Annotated in this window: 24 protein-coding genes and 1 pseudogene; 16 read left to right on the forward strand and 9 right to left on the reverse strand. The window is 66.3% G+C overall.

Annotated features, from left to right (window positions below; genetic code table 11):
- The first annotated feature begins 103 nt into the window (after positions 1-103).
- Together BQ8008_RS08960 and BQ8008_RS08965 are read left to right on the forward strand one after the other, a co-directional pair.
- Positions 104-772 carry an AIM24 family protein gene (locus tag BQ8008_RS08960; protein WP_108833710.1) on the forward strand — a complete coding sequence of 223 codons (669 nt, stop codon included), beginning with the start codon at positions 104-106 and terminating at the stop codon, positions 770-772.
- 153 nt (positions 773-925) lie between these two features.
- The gene (locus BQ8008_RS08965; RefSeq protein WP_159086785.1) at positions 926-1,531 is read left to right on the forward strand and encodes a hypothetical protein; all 606 of its coding nucleotides are present in this window, start codon (positions 926-928) and stop codon (positions 1,529-1,531) included.
- Positions 1,532-2,274: 743 nt separating this feature from the next.
- Here BQ8008_RS08965 and BQ8008_RS08980 read toward each other — a convergent pair.
- The 5 genes and pseudogenes from BQ8008_RS08980 to BQ8008_RS09000 form a co-directional block, all read right to left on the reverse strand.
- Positions 2,275-2,646, reverse strand: a pseudogene (locus BQ8008_RS08980) (PH domain-containing protein).
- 973 nt (positions 2,647-3,619) lie between these two features.
- Positions 3,620-4,195: a hypothetical protein gene (locus BQ8008_RS13345; RefSeq protein ID WP_159086786.1), complete on the reverse strand. Its 576-nt coding sequence runs from the start codon at positions 4,193-4,195 to the stop codon at positions 3,620-3,622.
- A gap of 600 nt (positions 4,196-4,795) precedes the next feature.
- The gene (locus tag BQ8008_RS08990) at positions 4,796-7,396 is read right to left on the reverse strand and encodes a TrlF family AAA-like ATPase (protein WP_108833712.1); all 2,601 of its coding nucleotides are present in this window, start codon (positions 7,394-7,396) and stop codon (positions 4,796-4,798) included.
- A gap of 306 nt (positions 7,397-7,702) precedes the next feature.
- Entirely contained in the window at positions 7,703-8,806 is a 1,104-nt protein-coding gene (gene ychF / locus BQ8008_RS08995; protein ID WP_108833713.1) for a redox-regulated ATPase YchF, read from the reverse strand.
- A gap of 110 nt (positions 8,807-8,916) precedes the next feature.
- Positions 8,917-10,509, reverse strand: a complete 1,593-nt coding sequence (locus BQ8008_RS09000) for an alpha/beta hydrolase (RefSeq protein ID WP_199907969.1) — start codon at positions 10,507-10,509, stop codon at positions 8,917-8,919.
- 327 nt (positions 10,510-10,836) lie between these two features.
- Here BQ8008_RS09000 and BQ8008_RS09005 point away from each other — a divergent pair, with 327 nt between their 5' ends.
- The 10 genes from BQ8008_RS09005 (at position 10,837) to BQ8008_RS09045 (ending at position 16,679) form a co-directional block, all read left to right on the forward strand.
- Positions 10,837-12,105: a DNA recombination protein RmuC gene (locus BQ8008_RS09005; RefSeq protein ID WP_108833714.1), complete on the forward strand. Its 1,269-nt coding sequence runs from the start codon at positions 10,837-10,839 to the stop codon at positions 12,103-12,105.
- Positions 12,106-12,268: 163 nt separating this feature from the next.
- On the forward strand, positions 12,269-12,526 hold the full coding sequence (locus tag BQ8008_RS09010; RefSeq protein ID WP_108833715.1) for a GlsB/YeaQ/YmgE family stress response membrane protein: 258 nt from the start codon (positions 12,269-12,271) through the stop codon (positions 12,524-12,526).
- 290 nt (positions 12,527-12,816) lie between these two features.
- On the forward strand, positions 12,817-13,293 hold the full coding sequence (locus BQ8008_RS09015; protein WP_108833716.1) for an Asp23/Gls24 family envelope stress response protein: 477 nt from the start codon (positions 12,817-12,819) through the stop codon (positions 13,291-13,293).
- A gap of 32 nt (positions 13,294-13,325) precedes the next feature.
- Positions 13,326-13,502, forward strand: coding sequence for a hypothetical protein (locus BQ8008_RS13455; protein WP_199907970.1), 177 nt, complete (start codon positions 13,326-13,328; stop codon positions 13,500-13,502).
- A 2-nt stretch (positions 13,503-13,504) separates the two neighbouring features.
- Entirely contained in the window at positions 13,505-13,921 is a 417-nt protein-coding gene (locus BQ8008_RS09020) for a hypothetical protein (protein ID WP_108833717.1), read from the forward strand.
- The gene (locus BQ8008_RS09025) at positions 13,918-14,466 is read left to right on the forward strand and encodes a DUF6286 domain-containing protein (RefSeq protein ID WP_108833718.1); all 549 of its coding nucleotides are present in this window, start codon (positions 13,918-13,920) and stop codon (positions 14,464-14,466) included. The genes BQ8008_RS09020 and BQ8008_RS09025 overlap by 4 nt, the downstream gene beginning before the upstream one ends.
- Before the next feature lie 13 nt (positions 14,467-14,479).
- Positions 14,480-15,127, forward strand: coding sequence for a hypothetical protein (locus tag BQ8008_RS09030; protein ID WP_108833719.1), 648 nt, complete (start codon positions 14,480-14,482; stop codon positions 15,125-15,127).
- The gene (locus tag BQ8008_RS09035) at positions 15,117-15,773 is read left to right on the forward strand and encodes an RNA polymerase sigma factor (RefSeq protein WP_108833720.1); all 657 of its coding nucleotides are present in this window, start codon (positions 15,117-15,119) and stop codon (positions 15,771-15,773) included. The genes BQ8008_RS09030 and BQ8008_RS09035 overlap by 11 nt, the downstream gene beginning before the upstream one ends.
- Positions 15,770-16,318 carry a hypothetical protein gene (locus tag BQ8008_RS09040; protein ID WP_108833721.1) on the forward strand — a complete coding sequence of 183 codons (549 nt, stop codon included), beginning with the start codon at positions 15,770-15,772 and terminating at the stop codon, positions 16,316-16,318. The genes BQ8008_RS09035 and BQ8008_RS09040 overlap by 4 nt, the downstream gene beginning before the upstream one ends.
- Positions 16,308-16,679, forward strand: a complete 372-nt coding sequence (locus BQ8008_RS09045; RefSeq protein ID WP_108833722.1) for a transcriptional regulator — start codon at positions 16,308-16,310, stop codon at positions 16,677-16,679. The genes BQ8008_RS09040 and BQ8008_RS09045 overlap by 11 nt, the downstream gene beginning before the upstream one ends.
- Positions 16,680-16,792: 113 nt before the next feature.
- Here the strand turns inward: BQ8008_RS09045 and BQ8008_RS09050 are convergent, their stop codons facing one another.
- A complete protein-coding gene (locus BQ8008_RS09050) occupies positions 16,793-18,388 on the reverse strand; it encodes an amino acid permease (RefSeq protein ID WP_108833723.1) in 1,596 nt (531 codons plus the stop codon).
- A gap of 126 nt (positions 18,389-18,514) precedes the next feature.
- The gene (locus tag BQ8008_RS09055; RefSeq protein WP_199907971.1) at positions 18,515-19,582 is read right to left on the reverse strand and encodes a 4-hydroxy-3-methylbut-2-enyl diphosphate reductase; all 1,068 of its coding nucleotides are present in this window, start codon (positions 19,580-19,582) and stop codon (positions 18,515-18,517) included.
- A 44-nt stretch (positions 19,583-19,626) separates the two neighbouring features.
- Between BQ8008_RS09055 and xseA the strand changes: the two genes are divergently transcribed.
- Complete coding sequence (gene xseA, locus BQ8008_RS09060; protein WP_108833724.1) at positions 19,627-20,988, forward strand: exodeoxyribonuclease VII large subunit; 1,362 nt, start codon at positions 19,627-19,629, stop codon at positions 20,986-20,988.
- 144 nt (positions 20,989-21,132) lie between these two features.
- Here xseA and BQ8008_RS09065 read toward each other — a convergent pair whose 3' ends face one another.
- Entirely contained in the window at positions 21,133-22,527 is a 1,395-nt protein-coding gene (locus tag BQ8008_RS09065) for an MFS transporter (protein ID WP_108833725.1), read from the reverse strand.
- A gap of 123 nt (positions 22,528-22,650) precedes the next feature.
- Between BQ8008_RS09065 and BQ8008_RS09070 the strand changes: the two genes are divergently transcribed.
- The 3 genes from BQ8008_RS09070 to BQ8008_RS09080 all read left to right on the forward strand — a co-directional run bounded on the left by BQ8008_RS09070 (position 22,651) and on the right by BQ8008_RS09080 (position 25,407).
- Positions 22,651-23,388, forward strand: a complete 738-nt coding sequence (locus BQ8008_RS09070) for an ArsR/SmtB family transcription factor (protein WP_108833726.1) — start codon at positions 22,651-22,653, stop codon at positions 23,386-23,388.
- A 268-nt stretch (positions 23,389-23,656) separates the two neighbouring features.
- Positions 23,657-24,007 carry an exodeoxyribonuclease VII small subunit gene (locus BQ8008_RS09075; protein ID WP_234415319.1) on the forward strand — a complete coding sequence of 117 codons (351 nt, stop codon included), beginning with the start codon at positions 23,657-23,659 and terminating at the stop codon, positions 24,005-24,007.
- Positions 24,008-24,465: 458 nt separating this feature from the next.
- The gene (locus BQ8008_RS09080) at positions 24,466-25,407 is read left to right on the forward strand and encodes a carbohydrate kinase family protein (RefSeq protein WP_108833728.1); all 942 of its coding nucleotides are present in this window, start codon (positions 24,466-24,468) and stop codon (positions 25,405-25,407) included.
- Positions 25,408-25,433: 26 nt separating this feature from the next.
- Here BQ8008_RS09080 and BQ8008_RS09085 read toward each other — a convergent pair whose 3' ends face one another.
- Positions 25,434-26,564 (reverse strand): AEC family transporter, encoded by a 1,131-nt coding sequence (locus BQ8008_RS09085; RefSeq protein ID WP_108833729.1) that lies wholly within the window; start codon positions 26,562-26,564, stop codon positions 25,434-25,436.
- Positions 26,565-26,686 lie beyond the last annotated feature (122 nt).

Here is a 26,686-nt window from a genome sequence, read left to right on the forward strand (position 1 = left end):
CCCATTGCGTTGCGACTCCGTACCCGACGGCGATGCCGGTTGGTAGCCTGCAGTCGACGAAGTCCCGTCGCCATCCCGACCCTTGGAACAGAGGTGCTTTCACGTGCGCAGTCCCCTTTTTGAGCAGGCCAACCGTGAGCAGGAGACCGGCCAGCGCTGGACTGTCCAGTCCAGCAAGATGCTTCGTGTGGCCCTGGGCCCGGAGGTTCTGGCCGCGCAGGGCGCGATGGTCGCCTACCAGGGGAACATCGACTTCTCCTACCAGGGCTCGAGGAGCCTGGGCGGCATGATCAAGAAAGCCGCCACCGGGGAGGGCGGTAACCTCATGCGCGTCTCGGGTCAGGGCGAGGTGTTCTTCGCCCGCAGCGCGCAGAACGTGTTCCTGCTCCAGCTGGAGGGTGATGCGATCACGGTGAACACACCGTCCCTGCTGGCCTTCGACGCGCACCTGGGCTATGACATCAGGATGCTGGGCAATGCCGGGATCCTTGCAGGCGGGCTGTTCAACCTCATGGTTCAGGGGCAGGGCGTGGTGGCCGTGTCCTCCGATGGGCCGCCGTTGCTTCTGGACTGCTCCCAGCAGCCGACCTTCGTTGACCCGCAGGCGGCGATCTGCTGGTCGGCGAACCTGCAGCCGCAGATCAAGAGCAGCTTCAAGATGGGTTCCCTCATTGGGCGCGGCTCGGGCGAGTCCTTCCAGCTGGCCTTCCACGGCCCGGGCTTCGTGGTGGTCCAGCCCAGCGAGGGCCAGCCGGTGGTGGCGTCGTCCTGAGCGAGGCGACGACGGCGGAGCGTGCGGCTGCTCGGCATCCGTGTAATTGTCCGAAGACCGCAAAGAGCCGTTCTCGGCAGGCGGTGATCGCTTCTCTCCTGCCCATGTCTGAGGGCTGGGTGGCCACCCTGTTCTTGTTGAGATAATGGCTCTGTGACTACTCCCCCGCCGATCCGTGCTCCCAAGCCCATGCCTCTTTCAGGTGAGGAGGTGGTGGCTGGGACGGATGCAACGGTCGTGGATTTCTGGCGCTTCGCGCTGTCCAATCTCCGGATGAACAATGCCCGTGGCTACCTCGCTGAGTTCCTGGTGGCGAAGGCGGTCGGTTCGACCGGACTGCGGATCGAGTGGGATCCTTACGATGTTCTGGCGCCGGACGGGACCACGATTGAGGTCAAGACCTCCGCCTATCTCCAGGCATGGGACCAGTACAAGCTCTCAACGATTCAGTTCACAGGGCTTCGCAGTCGCATCTGGACCACAGAAGGCGGGCTGACGCCGACTCCCACCTACAACGCCGACGTGTACGTCTTCGCGATCCAGACAGCGCGCACCCACGAGGAGTACAACCCGCTCCTGGCATCCCAATGGCGCTTCCACGTCCTTCCCAGGAAGACGGTAGAGGACCTTGGCCAAGAATCCATCAGCCTTGCGATCTTGGAGAAACTTGCCGGTCCCTCAGTTGCGTACGAAGAACTTTCTGAAGCCATCAACGCCGCAGCCAAGAAGGAGCACAAAGGCCCGCGGAACCGATGCTGAGTCAGAGACGATGTGCACCGAAAGGGGCTCATATCCAGCCTAATCTTACCGGGCTCCAACCAGACACCACCGAAGGATGAGACGGTACCTGGTCCCGATAACGGGCTGCTGGCGCGTCTGGCCAACTCGCAGCAGCCGACCTTCGTTGACCCGCAGGCGGCGATCTGCTGGTCGGCGAACCTGCAGCCGCAGATCAAGAGCAGCTTCAAGATGGGTTCTCATCGGGCGCGGCTCGGGCGAGTCCTTCCAGCTGGCCTTCCACGGCCCGGGCTTCGTGGTGGTCCAGCCCAGCGAGGGCCAGCCGGTCATGGCATCCTCCTGAGCCGGGGGACACCGGCGGAGCGTGCGACTCCGGCAGCCGTGCGATCAGCGGCGACCACACGGTGAATGCAGAACTCGGCTCGCCGATCCGTCGGGAACCTACGTGAGGTCCGCTGAGTCGGCCTTGTTCTCCGCCTGACAACCTCCATGTAGCGCTGCTTGCTTGACTCCCGCAGGTACCTGCCGGTCTACAGTCCCAAGATCGACTGGAGGACGTCCCCTAACTGGTTGCGGCAGTTGTCGAAGGTCGTAGCCTGCCTCGGCCTCATCGGCCCACGCCTGGATCTGCTCATCGCTGACACTGCACCCGCGAAGAAGATGCTCATCCACACCAGTAGCGTATACGAGAATCTGCCGTGGCCCTCCATTGGACATCAGTAGCAGCAGACTACTGATGCTCAGCATTTTCCGGGTGCCAACGCTCAGTGAGACATGAGAACGCAGGCCGAGATAAGCCTATCAATCTTGTGGACGTCGACCTGGGACCCGAGCTTGATCTTGATGCGACCTGCCCGCGTCCATAATTCGAGTTCTGAGTTCATGTCGAATGTTCTTGCATTCTCGGTCGACCACATGTTAATGGCGCTGTAGGGCAGTGAATAGTTCTCTACCTTCCGACCAGTCAACCCTTATGCGTCACGGATGATCAACCGCTTCGAGGTGAACACGGCCGAATCGCGCATCGTCTTGAAGGCGGTGTAGGACTGCTCCCCTTCAACAAGAACACCCAGGACGTCTTGAGGAATCAGATCCTCCGCCAAGAAGGTCCACGTAGCCACCGAGGCCATCTCCATGCTCACTTTTTCACCTCATCGCAAATTAATGATCGTCGGGAAATAAATTCCTGTAGCGCGTAGAGACTACCAAGCAAATTCGAACATCCCAAGCCGTCGAAAATGTTCCTTAGGTTGCTTTACCTATCGGCTCAGCAAACTCGTTCATACCGCACGACCGATCTTCCAGCACGCAATGTGCGGAGCCCGAGCAGATACCTGCACTCGCTAAGCACTAACCTAACTACGACATAATCCGACTCAAAAGGCCCTCAACGTCGCATAGATCGTCGTCTTGCGCACCATCTCCACCTAGGCGCCCCTGATCGCCACAACCCTCAATGACCAGGCAGCAGTCGCGGAAAACCTGGACCTAGCGGCCCAACTGATCGTGGACGACACCATGCTCGAGTACTGGTCCTGGAAGGGCCATCCCGAGCTGTACTCCGGCAAGCACAAGGCCACCAGGTTGAACATCCAGGTCGTCTGCTCAGTCGGGCCGCTTGGCGCGGGTCTCCAACCTCAGGGTGGACGCAAGTATGACGCTGAGGCCCTGTGCAGCTCCAGCCATTGTCACCGCCACCGACATCCTGGACAGAACACCACCGCCGCGTCATCTTGGCGACAAGGGGAACATCTGGCTGTGCATGATCACCCCAAAGAGATAACCTGCGCCCCCTCTGCCCCGACAACAGGACCGTCGACCAGATCCACTACAAGATCAAGCGAGCCACCTCCAACCCAATAATCTGGTACATCCCGCAAACTGACTACAGAAGACCGCACGAGACGTTCTCAGCAACCACCTTAACTACCTTCGAACTCACATTCACGACACTAAGAATGACCTCCAATAAATAATCACCCTACACGCTCACTTAATTAACCCTGAAAAGACATGCGTCAACAAACTAAAACTAATATACTTACAGTAACCACAACAACACAAAACAGGTTTACATCTCACTGCACGTTCAAGCGCCATTAAAGTCGACTATCGAGTCAGTGACTCATTAAGTGCCTCAAGCCAAACGTACCCTTTTCCACTGGCCAGCACTATAGCCACAACTGCACATAAAACGCCCCATGTCGGCATCCCCCAGCCAAGAGAAAGAGGCATTCTACAGGCAATTGTTTTCCATAAAAAGTGAGGACGCGCTTCTTGTGCCGCATAAATTGCAGAAATTAGAGCTAAATCCCACAAAATCACCCCTATTGCGAGAATAAAATACATAAACCCTCCAGCCATTGAATATAGGACATAGACGATTCCCCGTAGTCCAATTTCAATATTGTTAATAGAGCAAGCAGTTAAAGCCCGGCGAACTTCTGGCGGAGCGCCAGGAACCCACCACAACAGAGTTACAATTACTATACCAACTGCCGCATACAAGAAAGGCAGTAATAAACATAAGACGGTTGACCATCCACCTGCGATAATCCTTCGTCTTCGTGCAATTAGCACGACAAAACATGCAATAACCCCCACAAAAACAGAAGTTAGTGAAATGGCCACCAAAATCCAAGGTCGCCACTTTAAATACAGTAGCACGACCGCAAAAGCTGCCATCAGAATCGACAGTATGTCACCCTCCTGGCCACCCTGGCGTTTCTCGCGGCTTCGAGTTTTTCTACCGGCACGACACCCCGATTCAGCGGCTTCACGAATCTCCCATAGGGAAACACCGGCCCCTACGGGACGTAGAGTCCAAGAAAGCGCAGGTCCAACAACACCTCCGATAACTGCACCGATAAACGCAAACGAAAGAGACGTTAATATACTCATTTTATTTTGGCTCCCCATTTGACTTTTCTATCTTGACCGAGATGCACGTAGATACAAGCGTACCACAAAACAAGGTCGCTATATCAATTACATGACTGGCAACAAATCCTGCAATTACGCCGCCAATCGAAGTGCACATATTTACCTCACCTCCGCCCATCCAAACACTTGCTTACGAATATACTATCCTCAATAAAATCAGAAAAACACTTGCGGTAGATTCGAACACAGCCCACCCAATGATGCACAGCAAGTCAAATTATCCAAAGAAGATTCCATCGAAAGTAGGCTGCCAACGTAGCAGCAACTTTCGAATGACGGTACCAGCGCGATTGAAATTAGTTGGTTTTACTAGACACAAATCTACTCTCACGTCTTTTGTACTCAGAAACCATAGAGATGCTGACGGGCATTGAAGGCGGCTGGCCCACCTTCCAAGATATTCTCCGCAAGCGATCGAACCGAGTGCTCATCCAATGAGCCAATGCCGCCCTCCGCAGGGCGGCCATGGCTCCCATCACTCTCAAGGACCACGATGAGCTCGGCGTCGCCCAGGACTGGCACATTGGCGTTGTGAGTGCTCGCAATAACCTGACGCTTCCCCTTTAGTTCCCGAAGCCGTCGCACCACACCCTTGTAGACGAAGTTGTTGTCCAAGTCATCCTCAGGTTGGTCAATGACGAGCGGTGCATACGATGCGCCAAGCAGCAGGAGTAAGAGTGCCGTCGCGCGCTGTCCCTTGGACAACTGATCCATGCTACGTAAGCCCTGTGCTCCATCCATTTTGAGGAGCACCTCAACACCCACCCCGATACTGAGCTCTTCCAGTTCTCGTGCCAGCTCGTCACCAGCCTCGAGCATGTGCGTTGACTGCGCACCCCTGATTCCGAACTTCCCGAGGGCTTTACTGCCGCCTCTGATCGCTTCCGCGAGCGCGACTGGCGTGAAATCGGGGCTATCGATGGCTGCCATGATCTGCGTTCGCTGGCCACTGACGTGGCTCTTAATGACGTCAGCGATGTAACTACGATCTTTAGTCGGCGTCGGCCTAACCACCACGACCCCACCCGTCGCATCGTTGGCAGATCGAATGGCATCGTGGAGGTCTTCAATAGCCGCTTTCTCACGGTTACGAAGTCTGTTGAGGAGTTCGGTCCGCTCGTCCAAGAGCCGCTTGAGCTCCTTTTCCTTCTGCTCCAGTCGGGGCTTCGCCGCCTTGATGCCCGTCAGCTCCTTGCGCTTGGAGATGTACTGGCCAGGATCGAGTCCCTCATTTGAAAGTTGTCGAAGGACTTCTGCGTACGCCTTCTTCTCAGCCGAGGTAGCCTCGCTCCAATCGGACTGCGCAGCAGTGATCTCGATTCGAGCGGTTTCGATTGCAGCGGAGGCAGTCTCCCTTAACTTCGCCAAGGTCACATACAAAGCCGACATAGCGTTCGATGCACGCGACAGGTGATCGGCCTGTGGCGCGCCATCAATGTTGTCAAGAGGCGCTACAAGATCGTTCAACCAACTGGACTTCTGATCCTGCTTCAGCGCAATTTCGACTGCACTCACGCGGGTCAAGGCTTCGTTGAACACTGCTTCGTCGAGTGCAAGTCGCTGATGTCCCTGAAGCTTCCCAGGAACGTCCGTTCCTTGATAGCGGTTGAGTTGTTCTTCGAGCCTGTCAGCCTGTGCCTGCTTCCCCTCCAACTTCGCCTTGTCTGTCTCTGTCTGTTTGAGGTCATCCCGATTGGCTCGGAGCTTCTCAAGCAGATCTTCGAGAATTGGGTCGTCCCCATCGGATCCCGCGAAACGCTGGACCAGCCTGGCAATGCTCGCGGAGTCGCCTGCAAGTTCGGCCAGCTCATGCTGCCCGAACACTTCGACGGACCCGATGACGTCTGACGGGGCAAGGCTTGTTCTCTCGCCATTGGCGTCCAAGACGACGGGCCGATGATTGACCTCTCGCTGGATGGTAAAGCTCGCCGGTGTTGGTGACACACTCTCAACCTCGACGCACACGATCGTGCCGACGTGCAGAACTGAATCGATGATGCTCTTGTGATCCTTTCCCATTTGAACCGAGATGGGTTGAAGGTCAAGCGCATACCGGAGGCTTTCAATCACAGTCGACTTGCCAGCACCGCGACCACCAATCAACGCAGTCAGGTCTGAGGAGATCGGTAGGATGACCTCATCGAGATAGCCGCCGACCCAGGACACGTTCTTGATGCGAGCACGTGGCGTCGACTGAGGGTCACTGAGGGAGATCCGAGTCTCCGGCGTGCGGACAGCTAGTTTGAGACTCTCGAGGGATGCCGAACTCACTTTGAACCAGGTGCTCGCACCCGCCCTCTTCAACTGGCGGGGCCCCATCACGTCATCGGCATGGATAACGGCCAAGGGATGCACTCGCTCGAAGTCTCCAGTCCCCTGCACGACTGCTTCTTGATCTCTCGCAGCGGCCGCATGGGGTGAGATACCTATGGCGTGCAGATCCGAGTGCTTAATCATCGCTGCAAGAGGCTGCCCCGAACGAGTGGTGAGCAGACCTGTCGGACTCACGTTCGCATGGGCGGGGATTGGCAAAGCACCTGCTTCCGCCATCCGAGACATGATGGTTGCATATGACTCGCCCGTGGTTCCATTAGGACATCCGGGGTTGGGTCCACAGCGCCCGATCGCAGCGTTGATCTCATCCAGGGGCGTTCCGGCCTCGAACAGAACGAGGATGTGGATTCCTTCCGATGAGTTCGCCTCGAATCCAGGGAGCGCGACAATGCCCCGACTCTCCGCCGCGGAGATCAAGCCGACTGCCGATTCGACTCGCCAATGGTCGGTGATCGCAATCAGTCCGATAGCCAGCTCGTCGCAGGTGTCCAGAAGCTTCGCATTGTAGCGTTCCTCGTCATCGAAAAACTGACTCGGAGCATTGTGCCCCTCATAACCAAATGGGTTCACCTGTAACGCAGCCCGAACCCAATGTGCTCCAATCTCCATTGCGCCTCCTAAATGCCTGGTCATCCGTTTTTTCATAAATGCCGCTTAAATAGGAACCTACCGTGCACAAAGCACACCCAAACACATGAAGGAACCGCCAGAGACACATGTCGACGGAGGCATGTGGTGCGCGCCGCCTAGACACTGCCAATGGCGGCGAACCCCGTTAGCCACTTAGCGCGTCGTGCCGACTGCGGCCCTATCGACACCGCTCTGCCCAGACGGAAGTCTTTGGCAGTTACAGGTTCTATAGCCTCGACACATTCCAGCCATTACATCAGTTCGTCGCCATATGAACAGCACCGTCTACTTTTTGCCGCCAGACGTTAGTCCAGAGCGGAACTCCACCACATCCCCATCAGCCATGACATAGTCCTTTCCTTCCATGCGCACTCGGCCGTGAGCGCGGGCTTCAGCAACGCTGCCGTACTGGACCAGATCATCATAACTCACGATTTCGGCCTTAATGAAACCCCGCTCAAAGTCAGTGTGGATGACACCCGCCGCCTGGGGCGCCGTCGCCCCCTTGCGGATCGTCCACGCGCGGGACTCCTTCTCCCCCGCCGTCAGATACGTCTGCAGCCCCAGGGTGTCGAAGCCGACCCTCGCCAGCTTGTCCAGGCCGGACTCATCCTGCCCGTTCTCGTGCAGCATCTCCGCCGCCTCCTCCGGCTCCAGCTCCACGAGCTCGGCCTCGAACTGGGCGTCCAGGAAGATCGCCTCCGCCGGCGCCACCAGCTCACGCAGCTCGGCCTGACGGGCCTCGTCATTCATCCCGACGTCATCCATGTTGAACACGTAGATGAAGGGCTTGGTGGTCATGAGCTGGAAGGTCTTGAGCACCTCCGCATCAATCCCTGCGGCCTGCGCCCCGGCGGACAGCAGTGTCCCGGCCTCCAGGACCTTGAGGGCCGCTTGCGCCGTCTCCAGCACCACGGGCTCCGTCTTCCTGCCCCGCACCTCCTTCTCCAGGCGCGGGATCGCCTTCTCCAGGGTCTGTATGTCCGCCAGCACCAACTCGGTGCTGATCGTCTCGATGTCCCCGGCCGGCTCCACCTTGCCGTCCACGTGGACCACGTCCGGATCCTCGAAGGCGCGCGTCACCATGCAGATCGCGTCCGCCTCACGGATATTGGCCAGGAACTGGTTGCCCAGCCCCTCACCCTCACTGGCGCCACGCACGATTCCGGCGATATCCACGAAGGAGACCGTCGCCGGGACCACCCTCGCGGAGTGGAACAGCTCGGCGAGCTTGTCCAGGCGCGCATCCGGCAGCGGCACAACCCCCACGTTCGGCTCAATGGTCGCGAACGGGTAGTTGGCGGCCAGGACGGTCGCGCGGGTCAGGGCGTTGAACAGGGTGGACTTGCCGACGTTGGGCAGTCCGACGATTCCGATGGTAAGTGCCACGCAGGAGAGTTTAGACGGCCCCTCCGACACCGTGCGCCCCGATCAGCGTGCCCCCGGCATCTCAGACCTGTCGACGTCGACCGTGCCGACTCGCTGCGTCGGGTGCCTCCTTACTTCCCAGCGTTGTCGCTCACCCGGATCGAGGCCCGCAGATCACGCCACGAGGTGTAGAAGCCCCCGCCGGCATTGACCCCGACCCCCACCGTCACCGCGATGAGAGAGGCCGCCACCATCACCACCGCGAAGCGTCCCACGATCGCACCGCCCAGCCGCAACGGTGACGGCTTGCCGCCGTCGCGCCGTCGGCCCCAACGGGGAGCCCAGACCAGGGCGGTACCGACCGCGGCCAGCGACGCCACCAGGGCCACAATGATGGTGCCCAGGCCGTTGAGTTCGAAGGGCGAGGCGCGCATCGGCGAGACGGACCCCACCGTGCGCTGGTCCTTGGGCGTTTCCGTCAAGGGCTTGACGCCGTCGGCGGTCGCCTTGGCCCATGTATCGCCCTCGGGCGCAGGCAGTCCGGCCGCGGCGAAGACCGCCGGATCCGATCCCCACCAGGTCAGCAGCGCCGGGAAGTGGCCGCTCCACAGGACCCAGGAGTGCCCGCCCTGACGCGGGGTATCGATGGTCACCGAGTCCGGCTCCTTCACCGCGTCCTCCATGAGCCAGGCCGTGCGGGCGGCGCCGTAGGCATCGTCCTGGGTTCCCATCACGTAGAAGCGCAGGCCGTCGGGAGTGCGCTGCTCCAGCAGGGCGGACAGGGCGTTCTGCGCCTGCAGCTGCTGGCCGCCGTGTGCGAGGGCGCCCTCAGTGGGGCGGTTGTAGGAGGACATGACGCCCACCGAACCGAAGCGCTGAGGGACGTCGAAGGCGGTGCGGGCAGCGCAGTAGGCGCCGGCCGAGATCCCCATGAGCATCCAGCCGGCCCGCTGCGTGGTCACGTTGGGGAAGCTGGCCTGGATCATGCGGGGGATCTCCTCGGCGGTCCAGGTCTCCACAGCCGGGCGGCCTGCGATGTTGACGCAGTCGTGCTGGCTGCCGTCCACATTGACCGAGGGGAACACCATGATCGACGGCGGGATGCGCCCGGCGTCGATCGCCTCCTGGAGCCGCTTGGGCGAGGCTATGCCCGACACCAGGGACTCCGGGTCGCCGACCCAACCGTGGATGCCCTCGATGACGTTGTAGGTGCGACCGTCGTCGGGCCGATAGTCGGCGGGGAGGACCACGCGCACCGGCAGGGTGATGCCGCTGACCGGACCGGTCCAGGTGCCCTTCTGCGAGCCGTCACCGGCGTCCTGGAGGGAGGCCTTCCAGGCCGAGGCCGGGACGGAGTCGTAGACGGAGGCGTCCGGCAGCGGCGTGACGCGCGAGGTGCCCTGAGTGCGCGGGGCGGCGGCCTCGATGACGTCGCCGAGGGTTCGCACGTAGTGCATGGGGCGGTTGATGAGCAGGCCGCCGAGCACGACGACGAGCAGCACCGGCACACTCACCATGACGGCGCGCGCCGTGTAGCGGCCGGTGGCGCGCAGCACCGTGCGGGCCGTGGGGCGGGTGGGGCCGTCAGCGGGCTTCTCCCGCGTGGCGGCCGGCAGGGTCCGGGGCAGGAGCACTGCGGCGACGACGGCGGTCAGGACGGACAGGACCAGCACGACCAGGATCGTCCTGGAACTGGTCAGGTCGATACCACGCAAGAGGCTCACGCCCACAAAGGATGGCACTACCTGCGTCAATGCCCATCCTCCCGAGGTAGTACAGAGACCGTGCAGTTCGTCTCCTCGCCTCCTCCGAGCGGTGGAGGAGCCTCCTTCAGCGGGACTGTCGACCCATGGCCGAGCGGTCAGTTGGTGGGCGGCCATGGTGCAGGAGGCCGATGACGTCAGCGCGGGCCTCGCAGGATCTGCCCCGCCCGGACCATCGGCCGCCACGGGCATACTCACGTCACGAGCCGTGCGGCGTCGCTACGACAGTCTGAGGAGATCGCTTAAGGGCCCGGAATAGATGTCACCCACTTGGGGCACTATCGGTTCATGAGCTCCTCACCCGTCCTTCTTCCCCTCCTCCTGCTCCTCATCGGTCTGGCGATCGGGGTGGTCATCGGCTACATCGGAGCGATCTCCCGGCGCACCACGGTGGACCGCTCGGACCACGAGCAGGTGGCGCAGCTGCGGGCACAGGCCGCCCAGTGGCAGGCCCGGGCCGAGGAGCTGTCCTCGCGCACCCAGGTGGCCGAGGAGCGCGCCGAGCGGGACGGGTCCGTGCTGCGGGCCCTGGCGCCGGTGCGCAGCCAACTCGAGCAGGTGGGGGCTCGGGTGGACTCCTTGGAGAAGCAGCGGGCCGAGCAGCACGCGGCCCTGGCTGAGCAACTTCGGGCAACCGCCCTGCGCGAGCGGGACCTGGCCCGCTCCACGGCCTCCCTGGAGGGCGCGCTGCGCTCGCGCTCAGCGCGCGGCATGTGGGGTGAGGTCGAACTGGCTCGCGTACTGGAGGCCTCCGGGATGATGCGACACGTCGACTTCTCCGAGCAGCGCACCATCGGGGCGCTGGTCCAGAGGCGCGGCGGCGCGGGGGCCTCGGCCGCCCTCGGTGACGGTGCTGCCGGGAGGGCCCGGCCCGACGTCGTCGTCCACCTGCCCGGGGACGGTTACCTGGCCGTGGACGCCAAGGCGCCCATGGACTCCTACCTGGCGGCCACCGCCGTCCAGGGAGCCTCCCCGGAGGACGAGGACCGGCGCGGCGAGCTCCTGGCCGCTCACGCCAAGGCGCTGCGCGGGCACGTCGACCAGCTCGCCGCGCGCCGCTACGACCGGGCGCTGGGGGAATCACCCGAGCTCGTGGTGCTCTTCGTCCCGGCCGAGGCAGTGCTCTCAGCCGCCCTGGAGGCGGACCCCGCGCTTCTGGAGCACGCGTTGGGGCGCGGAGTCGCTCTGGCCTCGCCCGTGTCGCTGCTGACCCTGCTGCGCACCTGCGCCACGGCCTGGGCGCGCACCGCCGTCAACGACGACGCCCGCGAGCTGCTCGAGCTCGGCCGCACCCTCTACGAGCGGCTGGGGACAGTCGCCGGCCATCTCGATGCCCTGGGTGCGGCGCTGCGGCGCAGCGTCACCGCCTACAACAAGGCGGTCGGCTCCATGGAGAACCGGCTGCTGGTGACCGCCCGCTCCCTGGAGACCCTCGGAGAGCAGGTGGACTCCCCCGCGCTCATCAGTGCCGACGCCGCCCAGGTGCGCACCTTCACCGCGCCCGAGCTCGCGGAGGGGATTAACGGTGAGGAGATCGGCACCGCCACCCACCGGTAGGTAACACACGACACACAAGAAGTCCGTGACGATCAGTCGTTCCATGGCGTCTATCAGGGAGTGTTGCCGCTCGTCTCATGACTGGCTGGCACGCTGTACAACCGTACCAACGTCCATATGAGACGTACTCTCGCCTCATCGGACACACTTGGAGGAAGACACCATGCTGTCAATCATCGGAATGATCATCGCCGGCGCCGTCATCGGCGCCCTGGCTCGACTCATCATGCGGGGCGAGCAGAACATCTCGGTGCTGTGGACCATCGTACTGGGCGCCGTGGGCGCGCTCATCGGAAGCACAGTCGCCGGCTTCTTCGGTGTCGCCCACACCAACGGGATCGACTGGATCAGGTGGGCCCTGTCCATCGTCGCCGCCATCGTCGCGATCTCCATCTACCTGGGCATCACCGGTAGGAAGTAGGCGCTCGGCGCCCCGAAGCGGGTTTCGTGGAGGCATTCATCGCCTCCTCGAAACCCGCTTCGCCGTTTCTGTGACGCAAGCCATGGGTTGAGGGCGTGAGGATTCCCCGGCCGGCAGCGTCCTCCTATCAGCGCGGCAGTCATGACGGACAGCGAAAACAGTCAGTCACAACGGCCAGTCACACGGGCCGGCCACGGAAACCACTGAGGCATCTTGACGGACCAGTTGCTGGCCCGCGCACTACCACATTCCGTCACTATCCATCTCACGGATCAACGAAAGAGGCTCCAATGAGCAACAACGCCATTCCCCAGACCGGCCAGCAGCGTGAGTACCACGAGCAGGTCGAGGAGAAGCAGACCCCTCGCGGCCCCCTCCAGACCTCGCACGGCGTGACCACCATCGACGAGAACGTCGTCGCCAAGATCGCCGGCATGGCCGCTCGTGAGGTGCCCGGCGTCTACGACATGGGCAACGCCGTGCGCCGCGCCTTCAGCGCGGTGACCGACCGCATCCCCAACGCCCAGACCAACGTCGCCGGCGGCATCAGCGTCCAGAAGGGCGAGACCCAGGCCGCCGTCGAGGTCACCGTGGTGGTCGAGTACGGCGTCTCCATCGTCGAGGTCGCCGACGCCATCCGCCGCAACATCATCGAGCAGATCGAGGGCACCACCGGCCTGGAGGTCGTCGAGGTCAACATCAACGTCACCGACGTCCACCTGCCGGACGAGGACTCCGACGCAGCCGACGCCGCCGACCTCAAGTGATCCGTCCCGACGCCCTGATCTGAGGAGCTCTCATGAAGACAACGTACCTGGCCCTCCTGGTGGGCCTGTTCCTTGGAAGCATTCTCGCCTTCGGCTCCTTCGCCGACTTCGTCCTGGTGGCCCTGTGCGGCCTGGCCGGATTGGCGGTGGGCCTCTACCTGGAGGGCCGGGTCGATGTCCGAAGCATCCTGGATCGGCGAAGGAAGTGACGATGGCGACCGCGACCCAGCCCGCCATCACGCAGCCGGGGCCCGCCCGGCATGAGGACTCCTCCCGGGAGCAGCGCGGCGTCACCACCATTCCGGCCCGAGTCGTCGCCCAGATCGCCGCCCAGGCCGCCTATGAGACCGGCAACGTCGGCTCCAACGCCGGAGGGCTCCTGGGAATCGGCACCCGCCGCAACTTCGAGTCCCGGCCCGAGGCCCAGTGCGAGCTCTACGGACAGGTCGCCGTCCTCCACCTCGACCTCGGCCTGGTCTTCCCCACGCCGCTGACCTCCGCCATCGAGGACCTGCGCGCACACGTGCGCAGCCGCGTCGAGCACCTCACCGGGCTGAGCGTCGGCAAGATCGACCTCGAGATCTCCTGGCTCAATCCGAGCAGCCACGTCAGGAAGAGCCTGAAATGAGAGCACCCGTCCAGAAACTCATTCGTCGCCCGTCCCGCAGCATACCCAGCATCATCCTGGCGCTGCTGCTGCTCACCGCCGGAGGCCTGGGGGCCTGGCTGCTGGGGCACCGGATCGTGAGCGGCACCTGGCCAGACCGGGCCGTCACCACGCTCGACGCCATCGGATCCGCCACCCTCGGATCCGTCGCAGTGCTCATCATCGCCGGGATCGTCGCCGTATGCGGCCTGGTCATGATCCTCATGGCCCTATGGCCGGGGGTCCCCGAGCGCGTCGAGATCCTCCCCGACGCCGTCCCCGGCCAGACCGCGGTGACGCGCCGGGACCTGGCCGGCCTGGTGAGGACCCAGGTCGAGCAGGTCGACGGCGTCCACTCCGTCACCGTCACCGCCCGTCGCTCACGAGTCGACGTCGTCGTGCTCAGCGTCCTGGACGACCTCGCCCCGGTGCGTGAAGCCGCCCGTAAGAAGGCCGATGAGGCCCTGGACGCGCTCAAGCCCGTGGGCATCACACGCAGCCGCGTGCGGATCCGGCACACGAGCTGAAAGGGAAAACACTATGCGCTCAGTATCTGGCGTCCTCAACAGGACGGCCCTGGCCGGCTGCGGACTTCTCATCGCGGCAGCGGCGTCCTGGCTGCTGGCCTCCGGCCTCGACACCGGTCGGTCCTGGCCCGACGTCGCCCCGTTCCTGGCCACTGCGCAGGACCGGGTGGACAGCGTCATCACGGCCCAGGCGCACTGGCTCCTGCCGACCGCCGCGCTGGCGTCAGTCCTCGCCATCATCGCCGGGCTGGCCCTCCTCGCCATGCAGGTCCCCCGCAAGGCGGCCGCCTCGCCCCTGAGGTTCAGCGACTCCGAGGGCGTCCTGCTGGCCACCGTCAGCCCCGACGTCCTGGCACAGGCCCTGTCCGAGCGAGCCCAGGACGTCCCCGGGGTGGAGCGGTGCACTGTGTGGGTCACCGGCTCACCGAGCAGCCTGTGGGTCCAAGCGACCACCACCGTGTCCCAGGGCAGCGAGGTCGAGTGGGCCGTCGCCGATCTCAGGCGCCGGCTCGAGGATGACGTGACCACGTCCCTGGGCACGCGCCCCAGGCAAATCGACACCCTGGTGCACCTGGAGCGATCCTCGACCTCGCGCAACGTCTCACAGACCGTCACAGGGCGACACGCACCCGAGAGCACCGGGGATGGCGATGACGCATGAGAAGCAGGACGAGGCAGTGCCGGCGCCTCGCCCGCGTCCACATCAAGCCGCACAACCGAGCGCTCCGCCCGCTCCGTCCCATGACAGGGACCGCTACCTGGTCCTGCGTGCCCAGGATGGAGACATCAACGCCTTCGAACAGCTCGTCGAGCGTTACCAGGGGCGCCTGTTCCGCACCGCCTACATGATCGTGCGGAACCGTCACGACAGTGAGGACATCGTCCAGGAAACCCTCATCCAGGCCTGGCGCAGTCTTCACCTGGTCAGGGAGCCTGACGCCTTTCGGGGCTGGCTCATGCGGATCTGCACCAACAAAGCCACCAGCATGACGCGCAAGCGCCAGCGCCGAGCCACCGACCCCTACGACGCCGAGAGTCTCGAGACCGCGAGCGCCATGGCGGAGACGACGTCGAACAGCACCGCTGACCCGGCCGAGTCCAATGAGGTCAATGCCCAGATCGAGGCACTGGCCGGCCTGCTGGCCTCCGTGCGGCCCGAGCTGCGCATCGTCTGGGTGCTCCGAGAGGTCGACGACATGTCCTACGAGGAGATCGCCCAGACCCTGAACCTCACCGAGTCCACCGTCCGCGGGAGACTGGCACGCGCCCGCTCTCTCGTCATGCGCCAGATGAAGGAGTGGGCATGAGCACTGCCAACCAGCTCTCACGCAGCGCCCGACGCTCGACGGCGTCGGACAGGTCATTCGCCCGGTCTCATGAGCAGGACGACGCGGACACGCGGGAGTACCTGCGACTGATCGCCTCCCTCCACGAGGAGTGGGACCAGCTGGAGTCTCAGGCGAGCACCTCGGTCATGCCGCAGCGCCACCTGATGGACGCCGTCCTCGCCGAGACCCGTCACGGCGCCCAGGTGCAGATGCCGGCAACCGACCTGGGACCCTACAGCATGTCCGAGTTCTCGCTGCGGGCACTCATCCGACGAACCGTGGACTCCGTGCCCGGCGCGCGCGCCCTACGATCCTCCTTCGAACACGGGCCCTCGGATAAGGACCACCGTGGGCTGGGGGTTCCGGAGACCATCTCCTGCCGGATCTCCGCCCACGTCACCACGGACAGCCTGCCGCAGCTCGCCCAGCGGGTCCGCGACGCCGTTCGAGGAGCCTGCTATGAGAACCTAGGGGTGTCCCCGACCGTCAACGTCCACATCGAGGATCTCCACGATGACGACTAGCCTCTCAGCAGCCGAGCTGGCCAACCTGGTCACTGCTGTCCCCGGCGTACGAGGAATCGAGCCGGGGATCGGCAGCACGTTGAGGGCGATCGGCAGCCGCATCCGGCAGCAGGACCCTCGTCAGGCCCGCTTCGGAGTCGTCGTCGAGGCGGGTTCGCACAGGGCCGTCATCGAGATCGGTATCGACGGCTCACGGCCCGTCAAGGAGATCGTGCGCGACGTCCAGGAGACCATCATCCGGGCCCTGTCGGAGGCGGGCGAGCACGACGACGCCTCCGAGACACGCCAGGACTCCGACTCCTCCGGCGTCGGAAACCGGAACACGCCCCAGGTCACGGTGCGGGTGCAGTCCTTGCTGTAGGCGCCCGATCCTGAGCGGTTCCCCGCCCTCGTGCAGGTTCCAGTACGAGCCGACGTCGGGCCACCGGCAGCTGGCCGGTGGCCCGACGTCGGATAGGTGGAGGAGGGCTCGACTCAGTGGCGCTCGTGGACGACGACGCCGGAGACGTCGGCGTCCTCCAGGCGCACCGCGCGCGATCCGGAGACGATTCGGTGCCCCAGCCAGATGGCCCCGAAGACCGGCAGGCCGATGTAGGAGGAGAGCACCTCCAGCAGCTGGCCCTTGAAGACCGCCTCGTAGTTCTGGCCCAGGATCACCAGGGCGCACAGGATGAAGGCCAGGACCGGCCCCAGCGGGAACCAGGGCGCCCGGTAGGGGAGGTCGGCCGGGTCATGGCCCTGGAGCACGTAGGCACGCCGGAAACGGAAGTGGCACACGGCGATCCCCAGCCACACGATGAAGCCGCACAGGGCGGAGACGTTGAGCAGCCAGGTGTAGGCGGTGTCCTGACCCACCACGGCGGTGAGGAAGCCGGCGGCGCCCACCAGCGCCGTCGCCCCCAGGGCCCGCACCGGGACCCCGTGGCGGTTGACGTAGGAGAACCATGCCGGCGCCTGTCCCTGCAGGGCCATCGAGTGCAGCATGCGGGTCGAGGCGTACAGGCCCGAGTTCCCGGCGCTGAGCACGGCGGTGAGGATGACCGCGTTCATCATGGCGGCCGCAATGCCGATCCCCGCCCGCTCGAAGACCAGGGTGAAGGGCGAGTAGGAGATGTCAGAGGTTTCCGAGCGCAGCAGGTTGGGATCGGTGTAGGGAACCAGGAAGCCGACCACGGCGATCGCCCCGATGTAGAAGATCATGATCCGCCAGAACACCGTGTGGATCGCCTTGGGCACGTCGCGGCTCGGGTTGCGGGCCTCGCCGGCCGCCACGCCCACCAGCTCGGTGCCCTGGAAGGAGAACCCGGCCACCATGAACACCGACACGATCGCCAGCATCCCGCCGTGGAAGGGCGCGTCCCCGGTGGTCCAGTTGCCGAAGCCCGCGGGCCTGCCTCCGATGATGCCGGCGATCATGGCCACGCCCGCCATCAGGAAGACGATGACCGTGACCACCTTGATGGCCGACAGCCAGAACTCGCCCTCGCCGAAGGCCCTGGCGGACAGGGCGTTGAGCGTCGTCAGCAGCGCCAGGAACAGAGCCGCCCAGATCCACGAGGGCACCCCCGGCAGCCAGTAGGCCATGACGATCCCAGCGGCCACCAGCTCGGCCGCCACCGTGATCGCCCAGTTGAACCAGTAGTTCCAGCCCATGGCGAAGCCGAAGGAGGGGCTGACGAACCGGGTGGCGTAGGTCTGGAAGGAGCCGGCCACCGGCATGTGCGCCGTCATCTCACCCAACGACTGCATGAGGAGGAGCACCATGAGGCCGATCGCCGTGTAAGCCACCAGAGCACCGCCCGGCCCGGCCGTGGATACCGTGGCACCCGAGGCCACGAACAGGCCCGTGCCGATGGCACCGCCGATGGCGATCATCTGCATGTGCCGGTTGGTCAGGCTGCGCTGCAGCCCGCTCTCCTCCTCCAGGGCCTCGTTGGAGACCTGGGCGGAGGCGCCGGAGACCATCGCGTCTACAGGGTCATCGCTGCCAGCGCCGTCAGCGCCGGACCGCCCGCCAGGCCCGGCGGAAGGAGGGCTGCTGGGGGCCGACTCGTCATGGGAGTGTGTCACGCGACCGAGGGTAATCGCTACGCGCGCAACCCGTCATTCACGTCCGGTCTGTCTGACGCGCCCCGATGTGTGCTGCCGGTCTCACGGGCTGCGCCGTCGGCGGCCTTCGCAGGAGCCCGTAGGGCGTCAGCAGGTGTGGTCGGCGGCCGGCTCGCGGCGCTTGTGGGGGCCGGGGCGCCCCGGGGCCGCCATGAGGTCGGCGCGCAGGTTCTTGGGCAGGGAGAAGGAGATCTTCTCCGTGGTGGTGCGCACCTCCTCGACGTCGTCGAACCCGAACTCGGCCAGGCGCTCGATGACCTCGCGCACCAGGATCTCCGGCACTGAGGCGCCCGAGGTCAGGCCGATCGTCTCGACGCCGTCGAGCCAGGCCGGGTCGATCTCACTGGCGAAGTCCACCCGGTGGGAGGCGCCGGCCCCGGCCTCCAGGGCCACCTCCTTGAGGCGCACCGAGTTGGAGGAGTTGCCCGAGCCGACGACGATCATGAGGTCCACCTGCGGGGCGATCTGCTTGACCGCGCCCTGACGGTTCTGGGTGGCGTAGCAGATGTCCTCGCCGGGCGGGTCGATCATCTCCGGGAAGCGCTCGCGCAGCAGGCGCACCGTCTCCAGGGTCTCGTCGACGCTCAGCGTGGTCTGGCTGATCCACACGACCTTGGAGGGGTCGCGCACCTCGACCTGGTCCACCTCGTGGGGGCCGTTGACCACCTGGATGTGCTCGGGAGCCTCGCCCTGGGTGCCCTCGACCTCCTCGTGGCCGGTGTGGCCCACGAGGATGATGTCGTAGTCCTTGGAGGCGAAGCGCACCGCCTGCTTGTGCACCTTGGTCACCAGCGGGCAGGTCGCGTCGATCGTGGCCAGCCGGCGCTCGGCGGCCTCGGCGTGGACGGCCGGGGAGACGCCGTGGGCGGAGAAGACGACACGGGCGCCCACCGGCACCTCGTCGGTCTCCGAGACGAAGATGGCACCGCGCTTCGAGAGGGCGTCCACGACGAACTTGTTGTGGACGATCTCCTTGCGCACGTAGACCGGTGCCCCGTAGTGGGCCAGGGCCTGCTCGACGGCGTCGACGGCGCGGTCCACGCCGGCGCAGTAGCCGCGCGGGGCGGCCAAGAGGATCCGCTTGCCGCCCTTCGATGAGGGCGTGGCGGCGTCGGTGTGCTCGCTGGCGAGCTCAATGGTCGTCACGGCAACCACTGTGCCACAGTAGGACCCAGGTCCCCAGTGGCGGACGTGGCACAGTGGTGCATGTGACAGGCCAGAGCCCCACCCAGCCCAGCCCGCAGTCCTCCCCCGCCGGTGGTCCGGCACCCGCGCCCGACGTGGACGGGAGCCGCCGGGAGCTGGCGCCCCGAGCCAACCTCACCACCGCGGAGAACCCATGGCCGCTGCGACTGCTGTCCTCCAAGATCGACCAGTACGTCGCCCGCATGAGCCAGGTGTGGGTGGAGGGGCAGGTCATCCAGCTCAGCCGGCGCCCCGGCGCCGGCATGGCCTTCCTCACCCTGCGGGACACGGACGCCGACGTGTCCATGTCGGTGGCCATCTACGCGCGCGTCCTCGACGCCGTCCTGGCCCGCACCGGCGCCGAGCTCAGTGAGGGAGCCCGCGTTGTCATCCGCGCCAAGCCCACCTTCTGGACCAAGCGGGGCTCCCTGCAGCTGCAGGCCGACGACATCCGGCCCGTCGGCGTCGGTGACCTGCTGGCCCGCATCGAGCAGCTGCGCCGCATCCTGGCCGCCGAGGGCCTGTTCGACGCCGAGCGCAAGCGGCCCCTGCCCTTCCTGCCGCGCAAGGTGGGCCTCGTGTGCGGTCGGGAGGCGAAGGCCAAGGACGATGTCCTGGTCAACGCCCGCCTGCGCTGGCCCGGGCTGCCCTTCGAGGTCCGGGAGGTCGCCGTCCAGGGGGTGCGCGCCGTCGGCGAGGTCACCCGCGCCATCCAGGAGCTCGACGCCGACCCGGTGGTCGACGTCATCGTCGTGGCCCGCGGGGGCGGCGCCGTCGAGGACCTGCTGCCCTTCTCCGACGAGGGACTCGTACGCGCCGCGGCCGCCTGCCGCACGCCGTTGGTCTCGGCGATCGGCCACGAGACCGACTGCCCCCTGCTGGACCTGGTGGCCGACTACCGGGCCTCCACCCCCACCGATGCCGCCCGCCGGATCGTCCCCGATCTCGCCCAGGAGACCGTGGGCCTGGACTCGGCCCGCGAGCGCCTGCGCACCGTGCTGACCTCGCGCCTGGACGCCGAGCAGGCGGCCCTGGACCAGCTGCGGGCCCGGCCGGTCATGGCCGACCCCACCTCGATCGTGCGCGATCGGGTCATCGAGCTCGACCAGGCCCGCGACCGGATGCGCCGGGCCGTGGGCCACCGCCTGTCGCTGGCGGCCGCGGACCTGCGCGCCGACCACGCCCGCCTGACGGCCCTGTCGCCGCAAGGGGTCCTCGACCGCGGCTACACGATCCTGCGCACCCCCGGCGGGAAGGTCATCACCAGCGCCGAGGACGTCAAGAAGGGCGATCTCATCGAGGGGGTCCTGGCCCAGGGCCGACTCGTCGCCCAGGTCGTCGGCGCCACCAGGCCCCGGCCGGCGAATATCGACTGATATCGACTGAGTAGCGACTGAGCACCGGGCGGGTACCGAGCGGGCACCGTTCCGCCGCCAACCGCGCCCCGGGGAGGTCAGGCGGTCGTACCCGGCGGCAACCTGGCGGACGCACCTTGCGGCGCGCGGCCGGCGCCTCAAGGGTCAGTCGTCGAGGCCTGTGGTGCCTCCACGCGCCTCGGGGCGACCGGTCGCCCCGAGGACGACAACGGCGACGGGGATCGCTGCCACCGCGAAGACGGCCGAGGCGCCGGCCACCGCCCGATGGAATCCGGTCAGGAAGTCGCCTGAGGCGATCAGGCTGCCAAGGACCGCCACGCCCATGACGCTGCCGGTCTGCCGGGCCGCGTTGATGACACTTCCGGCGACTCCGGTGTACCCCGCCGGTGCGGAGGCGACGGCGGCCGCTGTCGCGGCCGGCATGGTCAGTGCCGTTCCGAAACCGCCCAGGAAGGTCAGGGCCGCGAGGACCGGGTACGGCGTCGACGCCGTGGCGAGGAGGAGTCCGCAGAAGCCGGCCGCCCCGGTGAGCAGGCCCGTCAGCATCGTGGGGAACGCCCCGATCCTGGCGGTCATCCTGCCTCCCATCGGGGAGGCGACGACGGCGCTGCACGCCTGCGGCGCCAGGGCCAGGCCGGCGAGCCAGGGCGAGTAGCCCAGGTAGCGCTGCAGGAACAGGGCCAGGACGAAGAGCTGGCCGAAGAAGCCGGTGTTGAGCGCGAACCCGACCGCAGCGGCCACGGCGAAGCGCGGCCGGGAGAACACCGCTACCGGAAGCATCGGTCGTCCCGCGGTGCGCTCGACCAGGACGAAGACCACCAGCAGGCTCAGTCCGGCGAGGGCCGAGGCGGCAACGTGCGGGCTCCACCCGTACTCGCCCGCGGTGATGATCCCGTAGGTGGCGGCGGCGAGCCCGACGACCGAGAGGATCTGCCCGGGCAGGTCGCCGCCTCCGCGTCGTCGCAGCGACCGCGCCTCCGGCTCGGGCAGGCCGCGGGCGGTGAGCCACATGCCGACCGCGACGAGGGGCAGGTTCATCCAGAACACGAACCGCCAACCGGTCCAGGTCACGAGCAGTCCCCCGGCCACCGGACCGACGGCCGCGGCGATGCCACCGGCTCCTCCCCACAGGCCGATGGCTCGGGCCCGGTCGGCGGGGCGATCATGGACGAGGGATAGTATCGCCAGGGAGGCCGGGACGATGGCTGCGGCCCCGACGCCCTGCAGCGCCCGGAAGGCGATGAGCGCCCCGCTGCTGGGGGCCAGGGCGCAGGCCGCCGACAGCAGGCCGAAGACCGCCAGGCCGAGCAGGTGGACGCCTCTGGCGCCCATCCGGTCGCAGGCCGCCCCTGCCGACAGCTGCAGGGCGGCGAAGGTGAGGGCGTAGGCGTCGACGACCCACTGCAGGGAGGCGACCGGAGCGCCCAGGTCCGCGCCGATCCGGGACAGTGCCACGTTGACGACCGTCGTGTCGAGCATGACGATGAAGAATCCGAGCAGCGCCGCGATGAGCGCGCCGCGCCGTCGGTAGCCGCCCATGAGGGTCCCCTTTCCGTGCCGTCCCTGCTTGTTGGTCGTTGCGCCGGTTGCTGCCGGTCACCGGCAGGCTAGAGCGGGCCTTGTTCGGTCCAGACCGAACCGGTGCGGGCGCATACTGGCCGCATGTCTCGGATGCCCGATCGCCTCTTCCCTGAGGCGGTCCCCGACGTCGCCGGCACGGCGGCGGCGCTGGCCGACCCGTCGCGGGCGGCCATGTGCGCGGCGCTCATGGACGGTCGCGCCTGGACGGTGGGCGAGCTCGGCTCGTACGCCGGGATCGCGCGGTCGACGGCCAGCGAGCATGTCGACGTGCTGGCGGAGCGTGGCCTCGTCACGAGGATCCGCCAGGGGCGTCACTGCTACGTCGTGCTCTCAGGGCCCGAGGCGGCTCGGGTCATCGAGGCCATGGGGGTGATGGCGGCCTCGACGCTGCCCACGGCTCGTAGCCTCAACGCGTGGACGGCGAACAGGCGACTGCTCGCGGCCCGTACCTGCTACCGGCACCTGGCCGGGCGACTCGGTGTGGGGCTGGCCGAGCAGCTCCGGGAGTGCGGCTACCTGGATTCCTTGTGGCAGCTGACCGCCCCCGGGAAAGCCCTCCTGATCGGCTGGGGTCTGTCGGAGCCGCCTCGCGCTCCCGGGGAGGCGTGCATGGACTCCACTGAACGACGGTTCCATCTCGGTGGCCGGTTGGGGACGGCAGTGACCGAAGTGCTCTTCCGCCGCGACTGGATCGCGCACATCGAACGGACCAGGGCGGTCAAGGTCACCGAGGCCGGCCGCGAGGCACTGGCGCAGGCAGGTTTGGAGGGAGTGCTGACACACCTTGATGAGGCGACCCCCAACGACGCAGCAGGGTAGAAGTAGAGGCCTGACGCATCGGTGCTCTTCGACCGGAACCAGCAGGAGTCAGGAGAGACTCAGGTCGGGATTTTGTCCATACGGGACGACTTTGGAGCCTCCACAACCAGTCGACACCGCACCAAAACGCTCTGGCCAGCACAGATGCGAACGCCACTGAGACGAAGCACCGTCAAAGTCGTCCCTTGTGGACACTTTTACCCTGCGGGCACCCCTCAGACCGTCCAGCCCGCTCTGCTCGTGGCCCGGCCCGTGCGAGAATCGAGGAGTGAGCTCCGAGATGAACCCCGGCCCATACTCCGACCAGTACCCAGACGAGTACTCACCCCAGAACAGCCCCTACTCAGCATCCTCAGCGCCCTCAGGGTCTTCAGCGTCGTCGGCACCCTCCGCCAACGGTGCCTCCGGCGCCAACGAGGACGTGGCCTCGCTCAGCTACGAGCGGGCCCGCGAGGAGCTGGTGGCCGTCGTGCAGCGCCTCGAGGCGGGTTCCGTCCCCCTGGAGGACTCCCTGGCCCTGTGGGAGCGCGGCGAGGCCCTGGCCCAGCGCTGCCAGACCTGGCTCGATGAGGCCCGCGCCCGCCTGGCCGCGGTCGCACAGGACGACTCCGAGGACTGACGGTCCGGCTCCCACGCGTGTCCACGATCCACGAGGTCGTGGACACGAGGTGGGGAAGTGAGGCGGCGAGGTCGAGCGGTACTGACCTGCTCGCCGCGCGGCACGGGTCGGGGACGTACTTTCCGCACGAGGACTGCGTTTTGCCCTAGATGACTGGGGTCAGGTCGTCACCATCCTGGATAAAAGTACGTCCTCATTCTTATTCGCCGCGAAGGCTTCGCCGCCGCCTTTGCTGCAGATGTGGACATCATTGAGTGAGACGCGCCCTGAGGACGGCGCCGGATCGGTAGTCTGTGAGCGTTCACCCTCCGGCCCCACTCATCGACCAGCCGCCGGCCGACCACGGGGAGCTTCGCGCCGCCGCGTCCCTCCCGCCCGGCTCACCGCCCTTGTCATCCCGCTCCGTCTCACCTCAGCCCACATCCTCCGGACCCCGGTCCCGCACAAAGGAGTCACCCATGACCGCACCTGGCCGCCAAGGATCCGCCCTCGTCATCGGCGAGGCCCTGGTCGACGTCGTCATCCACCCCGGGCAGGAGCCCGTGGACATCCCCGGCGGCTCGCCCGCCAACGTCGCCCTGGGCCTGGCGCGCCTGGGCCGCGACGCCGAGCTGCACTGCTGGATCGGCACCGATGAGCGCGGCAAGGCCGTGCGCGCCCACCTGGAGGCCTCCGGGGTTCGCCTGGCTCCGGGCGCCGACGGCGCCGAGCGCACCTCCACGGCGCAGGCCACGATCGGCGAGGACCGCGCCGCCACCTACCTCTTCGACCTGGACTGGAACCCGCCGCGCCCCGTCCTGGCCGACGGGGAGACGCCGCTGCTGGTGCACACCGGCTCGATCGCGGCCATCCTGGCCCCTGGCGCCGCCACCGTGGAGCAGGTGCTGCGCGAGACCCGCTCCACCTCCACCATCGCCTACGACCCCAACGCCCGCCCCCAGCTCATGGGCGAGCCCGAGGACGCGCGCGAGATCGTCGAGCGCCTGGTGGCCCTGTCCGACCTGGTCAAGTGCTCGGACGAGGACATCGCCTGGCTCTACGGCGAGGACGCGGACCTGGAGACGGTGCTGCGCTCCTGGCTGGAGTCGGGCGCGGCCGTCGTGGTCGTCACGCGCGGCAAGCACGGGGCGCTGGCCCTGTCCGCCTCCGGGGCCCGGGTGGAGGTGCCCGCCGACCCGAGCGTCGTCGTGGCCGACACGGTCGGCGCCGGCGACTCCTTCATGGGCGGCCTGGAGGACGCCCTGTGGAGCGAGGACCTCGTGGGCGCGGACCGGCGCGAGGCTCTGCGCGCGGTGGACACCGAGACCCTGGAGCGGATCGTGCGTCACGCCGCGGCCATCGCTGACATCACGGTCTCCCGGGCCGGGGCCAACCCTCCCACCCGCGACGAGTTGGCCTGAGCCGACGGTTCTGCCGGCCGCCGCGGTCACCTCAGGATCGCGGCGGCCAGCAGAACCACGGGCACGAATCCGGCGGTCGTCAGCAGGACGGCGTCGCGCGCCAGGTCCTTGCCGACCCCGTAGCGCGAGGCGTACATGAACACGTTCTGCGCCGTGGGCAGGGCGGCGGTGACGACGGGGACGAGCAGCTGCGCTCCGCCCAGTCCCGCAGCCAGCCCGATGGCGACGGCCAGCCCCGGCATGACCACCAGCTTCCAGCCCACGGCCAGCCACAGGCCGCTGCGCCGGCTCTCACCCCGAAGCGATGACGACGCCGCGTCGGGGGCGTGCGGCTCGCCCGCGTGAAAAGGTCGGTCCGCCGCCTGCTCGGCCGCATGGACGTCCTGGTCCAAGCCGTCTGCCAGAGGCTCCTGAGCATCTTGAGCCGGGTGGGCCGGGTGGACCGGCAAGCTCGGCTGAGACGTCTGGGCGGGCTCGTCCGCCGGGGTGTTCCGCAGGGGCCTGGGCGCCCCGGCCAGGCTCATGCCCAGAGCCAGCATCATGAGCGGCACCGCAACGCGCCCGAGCATCTCCAGGCCCTGGGCCGGGTAGCCCCCGCACCAGTGCTCCAGGTTCACCCCGCCCAGGTTCGCCGCGGTCCCGGCCACGACGCCCCACAGCAGCGGGTTGCGCAGCGGGACGGTCAGGGTCGCCAGGCGAGACGGGTTGCCGCGACGGGTGACGGCGTCGAGAACGGTGAAGGTGACGGGGGTCAGCACGAGGAGCTGGAGCAGGAGGATCGGGGCGATGGTGGCCGCATCCCCCAGAACGAGGACGGCCACCGGGATCCCCAGGTTCGCGGCGTTGACGTAGCCGGAGGCGAGCGCACCGATCGTGGCCTCGGCGGTGGAGCCCCGCAGCACGAGGCGGTGCAGGCACCAGGCGGAGACGATGGCGGCGAGCTCGGCGGCCACGGCCACGGTGGTGGACCGGGAGACGACCGCGCTCAGGTCCGCCCGGCTCAGGGTGGTCACGAGCAGCGCCGGGGTCGCGACGAAGAAGCAGACGCGGGTGAGGACCCCGTCGGCGTCGGCGGGGACGGCCCGGGTGCGCACCAGCAGCCAGCCGACGGCGATGACGGCACCGAAGACGGCCAGCCCCGCAACGACGTCGGCCATCACCGCCCCCTTTCATCGGCCGTTTCGACGGCGATGATAGGCCGTGGGACGACGAGTTCGTAGGGTAGACCTCGCGTTCGTACCCTCTACCCCTCGAACGCGCGACATAAGGCACGACCGCG

The organism is Actinomyces sp. Marseille-P3109, from assembly GCF_900323545.1.
GTDB lineage: Bacteria > Actinomycetota > Actinomycetes > Actinomycetales > Actinomycetaceae > Actinomyces.

Bases quoted from the DNA above. Each gene is read 5' to 3' on its own strand.
- BQ8008_RS13345 (WP_159086786.1), bottom strand. From the start codon at position 4,195: ATGGCAGCTTTTGCGGTCGTGCTACTGTATTTAAAGTGGCGACCTTGG.
- BQ8008_RS08990 (WP_108833712.1), bottom strand. From the start codon at position 7,396: ATGGAGATTGGAGCACATTGGGTTCGGGCTGCGTTACAGGTGAACCCA.
- BQ8008_RS09005 (WP_108833714.1), top strand. From the start codon at position 10,837: ATGAGCTCCTCACCCGTCCTTCTTCCCCTCCTCCTGCTCCTCATCGGT.
- BQ8008_RS09010 (WP_108833715.1), top strand. From the start codon at position 12,269: ATGCTGTCAATCATCGGAATGATCATCGCCGGCGCCGTCATCGGCGCC.
- BQ8008_RS09015 (WP_108833716.1), top strand. From the start codon at position 12,817: ATGAGCAACAACGCCATTCCCCAGACCGGCCAGCAGCGTGAGTACCAC.
- BQ8008_RS13455 (WP_199907970.1), top strand. From the start codon at position 13,326: ATGAAGACAACGTACCTGGCCCTCCTGGTGGGCCTGTTCCTTGGAAGC.
- BQ8008_RS09020 (WP_108833717.1), top strand. From the start codon at position 13,505: ATGGCGACCGCGACCCAGCCCGCCATCACGCAGCCGGGGCCCGCCCGG.
- BQ8008_RS09025 (WP_108833718.1), top strand. From the start codon at position 13,918: ATGAGAGCACCCGTCCAGAAACTCATTCGTCGCCCGTCCCGCAGCATA.
- BQ8008_RS09030 (WP_108833719.1), top strand. From the start codon at position 14,480: ATGCGCTCAGTATCTGGCGTCCTCAACAGGACGGCCCTGGCCGGCTGC.
- BQ8008_RS09035 (WP_108833720.1), top strand. From the start codon at position 15,117: ATGACGCATGAGAAGCAGGACGAGGCAGTGCCGGCGCCTCGCCCGCGT.
- BQ8008_RS09040 (WP_108833721.1), top strand. From the start codon at position 15,770: ATGAGCACTGCCAACCAGCTCTCACGCAGCGCCCGACGCTCGACGGCG.
- BQ8008_RS09045 (WP_108833722.1), top strand. From the start codon at position 16,308: ATGACGACTAGCCTCTCAGCAGCCGAGCTGGCCAACCTGGTCACTGCT.
- BQ8008_RS09065 (WP_108833725.1), bottom strand. From the start codon at position 22,527: ATGGGCGGCTACCGACGGCGCGGCGCGCTCATCGCGGCGCTGCTCGGA.
- BQ8008_RS09070 (WP_108833726.1), top strand. From the start codon at position 22,651: ATGTCTCGGATGCCCGATCGCCTCTTCCCTGAGGCGGTCCCCGACGTC.
- BQ8008_RS09080 (WP_108833728.1), top strand. From the start codon at position 24,466: ATGACCGCACCTGGCCGCCAAGGATCCGCCCTCGTCATCGGCGAGGCC.
- BQ8008_RS09085 (WP_108833729.1), bottom strand. From the start codon at position 26,564: ATGGCCGACGTCGTTGCGGGGCTGGCCGTCTTCGGTGCCGTCATCGCC.